The 5,324-nt window shown below is 56.9% G+C and carries 3 protein-coding genes; 2 read left to right on the top strand and 1 reads right to left on the bottom strand.

Annotated features, from left to right (window positions below; translation table 11 throughout):
- Positions 1 to 247: 247 nt before the first annotated feature.
- Entirely contained in the window at positions 248 to 847 is a 600-nt protein-coding gene (locus VBE63_RS24320) for a helix-turn-helix transcriptional regulator (protein ID WP_323685600.1), read from the bottom strand.
- Between the two features lie 162 nt (positions 848 to 1,009).
- Here VBE63_RS24320 and VBE63_RS24325 point away from each other — a divergent pair, with 162 nt between their 5' ends.
- Both VBE63_RS24325 and VBE63_RS24330 read left to right on the top strand, forming a co-directional pair.
- Entirely contained in the window at positions 1,010 to 2,383 is a 1,374-nt protein-coding gene (locus VBE63_RS24325) for a tyrosine-type recombinase/integrase (protein ID WP_323685601.1), read from the top strand.
- A 357-nt stretch (positions 2,384 to 2,740) separates the two neighbouring features.
- On the top strand, positions 2,741 to 5,324 hold a 2,584-nt coding region (locus tag VBE63_RS24330), incomplete at its 3' end, for a hypothetical protein (RefSeq protein WP_323685602.1).

A 5,324-nucleotide genomic window follows, 5' to 3' on the forward strand; every position in this document is an offset into this window, starting at 1 on the left:
GTGAGCGTCCTAGTCTTGGCTTCTCACAACCGACTGATTCCATTAAGCTTTCCAACCTCCCGAAAACCCCATTCTGGAGTTTTTCACCATATTTCCACTTCTGCCCGGCAGTGGGTCTACCCACCCAGGCCGCCTGTTTAGCATAACCAACTGTTTTTCCTAGATTTCAGTCTTTCGCAGTTTTTCCACCACATTTCCACTTGCGTGACGGTCGATATGGATCTCGACCGAGATGTCACAATAGTTTCTAGTCGGTGACATATTGATCTTTTTTGTCACCCTGATCCTCTATGGCAGGATTGCTCAGCGTTTCGCCCGTTTGCTTGCCGGATGCCGTGACTGTGCCCTTGGCCTTGCCCTTGGCCTTGCCCTTGGCTGTGCCCTTGGCTGTGGCCTTGGCCTTCGTCATGGCTTCGATGGCGGCTACGGCCTTGCGATTGACGATGATGTTCAATGTTTGAGACTTGAGTGACCAGTCCAGCTCGATGCCCTCCTCTGCCATCGCCTCGAACAGGGTGAGCATCGTCTCCGCGCGCATGTTGCCTTTGGGTCGTTCACCACGGGTCACGACCGGCTTCGTTAGTCCGATCCGATCGGCGAACTCCTGCTGATTGAGAGCCAGAGCAGCACGGGCGGCGCGCATGGCGGCGGCGTCGAGCCAGGGGCCAGTGGCGGAAATCTTGACGGTATCCGGTGTGCTGAAGAGGTCAATCTCGATCTGGCGCGCGCGCATCAGGTAGATCAAGCGCACCAGCGTATCGGCCCGCATTACCATCTCGGAATTCTCGTTGCGCGCGATCACCGCTTTGCTCACCTGCAGCGCGGTCGCCAACTCCTCCTGCGTCATCTGGGCGACAGCTCGAGCCATGCGCATGGCGATGGCTAAACGTGCTTCATCGGACATAAATGCTTGCATCTCGTATTTTTTGAGACTATAAGATTACTGAAGCTATCGATGCTAACTTTTGTGACGTATCGAAGACCAATATCCCACATCCAGGAGAATTAGATGCCCTCTGTGAACCTCACGCAGCACTTTATCCAGCATAACGCTGTCTGTCCGCCAGAAAAGACACGGACGGACTACTACGACGAGAAGGTGGTGGGCTTGTCGCTCAAGGTACTCGCCTCGGGCCACAAGGCTTACTACCTGCGCTATCGCGACTCCCGCGCTAAGCAGGTCGAGCGCAAGCTTGGCAGTGCGGCCAGCCTGAAGCTCAGCGAGGCGCGGCAGCTCGCGCAGGAAGCCCTAGCGAAGCTGGCGATGGGTAATGACCCCTTTGAGCAGCGGCGCACGCTGCGCGACGTGCCGACCCTAGCGGCGTTCATCGCGTCAGCGTACATGCCGCATGTAAAGGGCTACAAGCGCAGTTGGGACACCGACGAGTGCCTGTTGTTGCGCAACCATGTGCTGCCCACGCTCGGCAAGCTCCATCTCGACGAGATCAAGCGTCACCATCTCATTGAGGTGTTCAGCCATCACCGGGCAAGTCACAAGCCGGGCTCGACCAATCGGGTGATCATCCTGTGCCGGTATGTCTTCAACTGCGCGCTGAAGTGGGAGGTCGCGGGCCTGAGCCGTAATCCAACGGCTGGGATCGAACTCTATCCTGAGAACAACCAGCGTGAGCGCTATTTGAAGGAAGACGAAGGGCGTCGCTTGTTCCGAGCCCTAGAAGCTTCGCAGAACCCGCTCCTGACCTACATCATCGCCATGCTGCTGCTCACTGGGGCGCGCAAGCGCGAGGTGCTTACTGCCCAGTGGGTGGATATCGACCTCGAGCAGCGCCGCTGGCGTATCGAGTTCAACAAGACCGGCAAGACTCGTCATGTGCCGCTCTCGCAGGGCATGTTATCGCTGCTGGCCAAGCTACCCCGGATCGACGGGAATGCCTACCTCTTCCCCAATCCCAAGACCGGCAAACCCTTCTTGACTATCTTCAACTCCTGGAACACCGCCCGCTGTCAGGCGGGTCTTGGCGACGTGCGCATCCATGATCTGCGCCATAGCTTTGCCAGCTTCGTGATCAATCAAGGCCATTCGCTCTACGAGGTACAGAAGCTGCTCGGCCACACGCAGGTCAAGACCACGCAGCGCTATGCGCATCTGAGCCACGATTCGCTGCTCTTAGCAGCGGATTCGGCGTCGGGCTCGGTGCCCTGGGATCGAGAGGCGCGCGCGTCGGAAGAGACCCATCAATCCGCGCTTCCGACACCAGAGAGAGCATCGGCCGGCGACCAACCGCCAGGGGCTGATCCAGGTACCCAGGCTCTACGACCGGCGCGTCAGATCAGCATTTCCGAGGCGCCAGCAGACCAAGCGCAAACACCTTTGCTGGCATGCGACGTGCTGAGATGCGAGCCCCCGAGTGGGGACAAGTGAGGAGGAAACCAGGCTTGGGAAGAGCCATTACATCTGCAAAAAAAAGCACCCGATACAGAGAGTTCGCTCAGCTTTACTCTACATCAACCACGTAGGGCTTTGGTGAGCGACTACCCGTCGCTTTCCAGCCTCAACCTGTGCCAAACGCGCGTCGGGTTGTCCGCGCTCAAAGAGGAATAAATCAACCAGAACAACACATAAACACTGAAACAACTGGCAGGAGAGCCCGCAGTACGGACCCTCCTGCCACATCGCCATCAGGATCTGCGGAACAACCGGCCAACTGACGTGTAGCAACATCAGTATAGCTGATCATGGTTCGCCGCTCCAGCAAATCATCTTCCTCTGGAGAGACAAATGAACACCTATACGATTGGTAAAGGGACCATCTGCGACATCGAAATCGCCGCTAATTATTTCCTCGTCGGCTTCCAAGAACCCGACGGCAACATCAAGCAGTTTGAGTACAACGACCGCGACCAGGTCGACCACTACGTCAACAATCAGCTGCTGGTCGGCTTCAACTGGAATGGCTACGACGGCTATATGCTGCACGCCTTTCTGCAGGGAGAATCGCTCGAAGCCCTGAACAGGCTCTCGAACCAGCTTGTCAACGGTCGACGCGCGCCCTACCAGCAACCCAAGGTCGAAGGCATCGACCTGATGCCGCTCTGCAGTCCTAAAACCGGCCTCAAGCAGATGGGTGTCCGCCTAGGGTATCCACACCTGGAAGAACTGCCCTATACCCCAGGAGCCGAACTCTCAAGCGACGAGATCACGACGACCCGCGCTTACAACATCCACGACCTGAATATCACCGCCCTGTTATACAAGGAGATGAGTCAACCGCTCGCGCTCCGGCAGCTACTTTCTAACAAGTACGGGGTTGATTTACGCTCTGCTTCAGACGCCCAGATCGGCGACAGAGTCATGGTTTCTGAATACCAGAAAGCGACTGGGATCGGCAAGAAAGAGCTGATCCGCATGGCTCAGCAGAACAACCGGGGTACTGTTCAGTTTCAACAACCCTCTTGGGCCGAGCATATCTCCTGCGAAACCATCACGGCGAAACTCGCTGAGCGTTGGTCTGAGATGGTGACGCTGTTAGAGCGCAAAGAGCAGAATGGCGAAACGACCTTTTCGCTACCCGGAAAATCGAACTCACCATACCGAGACCCTATTACGATCGGGGACCGCAGCTACACCACGGGCACCGGCGGACTCCATTCAACAGACGGACCTGGAAGCTGGTACGCCGACGACCAGCGCGCCATCTTACACATTGATGTCACGAGCTACTATCCAGCGACGATCCTGAACCAAGCGCTCGCGCCTCAGCACATGGACGCCGAGGTCTTCCTCGAAATCTTCGGAAACCTGGTTGACCGGCGGCTTGCCGCGAAGCGTGAAGGTGACACCCAAACCGCCAACGCGCTCAAGATCGTCATCAACAGCGTGTACGGCAAGCTCGGCAGCTGGTACTCACCCTGGCTCGACCTCCAGCAACAATTGCAGGTGGTGCTCACCGGACAACTCGCGCTCCTATGGCTCATTGAGCGTTTAGCACAGACGGGCTGTGCGAACGTCCTCTCAGCGAACACTGACGGGCTTGTAGTAGCGGTGTCCGACGATGAGTGTTTCCGACAAGTCACCGATGACTGGGAGTCAAAAACGGGTTACCAGCTCGATCACACCGAACTCCGATGCTTTGCGCAGAAAGACGTCAACAACTACATCCTTGTTACCCAGGAAGGTAAGGTCAAGTCTGGAGGCGAGTTCAGTCAGGGACACTCGCTGCGGAAAAACCCGGATAACGCGATCATCGCGCAAGCAATTAGCCAACGACTTACCAAGGGGGTGCCGATCGCAGACACCATCAATACCTGCGACGACATCACCGCCTTCCTCAAGGTCGGAAGGACGCCCAAAGGAATCCTCGAGTGGCGCGGACAGCGTCTTGGTAAGCTCACACGATTCTACAAATCGACCAGCGGTGACGCCATCAGGGTTCTCAAAAAAGACGGACCTTCGAGTCAGCTACCAGGTTCCGAGAATTGCCGACCTCTCCCCGTCCTCGACGGCATCCCAGACGATCTTGATCGCGACTGGTACATCCAAACCGCGAACGAGCGCTATCGAACACTCACCCGACTAAAACACTTCGGGCAGAACCGCCGAGCGGCTGAGTTACAAGCCAAAGGACTCGCGCCGGTCCCGCTCTGGGGCGGTAACAAGACACCAAAAGGCGCATCACGCAAATCACGCTACTCCCCCTCAACAACCGACTTCACAGCCTACGATTCATTCGGCACCAGTACCGGCCAAGACGTCGGCATCATCGCTCTAGACCTTGATCACCCCGATCGACTACCCAACGAACTCCGCGCACTGATCGAACCGACGCTGGTTTGCCAGGCCGTTGCACACAGAGAAGCGTACAACTTCGACGCGGCTCTCCGTGGCGAGAAGAAAGGCAAGCTGTTCTACCGCTTCAACGGTCAACTCCCCAAGAGGTCGAAGAAACAATCGCTCGAAAACGACGGCTATGAGGTCTTCTACCAAGAGAATGTCGCGCTGCTTGGACGGCGACACAGCGATGGAAAAACCTACAGCCTCTCAGATCACCCGATTGCGTTATTACCGCACGATCTCGAACACTATCTTCGAGCGCACGCCTACACCCCTACGCAACTGCGCCAACGCACACCATCCGAAGACACACCCGAAACTCCAACACCAGCAACCAATGTCAACCGACTCAGTCGCCTCGTCGCTCAGCATGAAGAGCTGAGCGCAATGCGCTACGACCCAAATGCTTGGCAAGGACTCGGCGGCTACGTCGGTCACTGTCCTGCAGAGCACCAAGAGGCAAACGACCGCGATCTCTTGATCACCGAGTCGAACGACCGACTGATCGTTAAGTGTCTCCATGAAACCTGTA

It is taken from the genome of Lamprobacter sp., assembly GCF_034860625.1.
Taxonomy (GTDB): Bacteria; Pseudomonadota; Gammaproteobacteria; order Chromatiales; family Chromatiaceae; genus Lamprobacter.

Bases quoted from the DNA above. Each gene is read 5' to 3' on its own strand.
- VBE63_RS24320 (WP_323685600.1), bottom strand. From the start codon at position 847: ATGACGCAGGAGGAGTTGGCGACCGCGCTGCAGGTGAGCAAAGCGGTG.
- VBE63_RS24325 (WP_323685601.1), top strand. From the start codon at position 1,010: ATGCCCTCTGTGAACCTCACGCAGCACTTTATCCAGCATAACGCTGTC.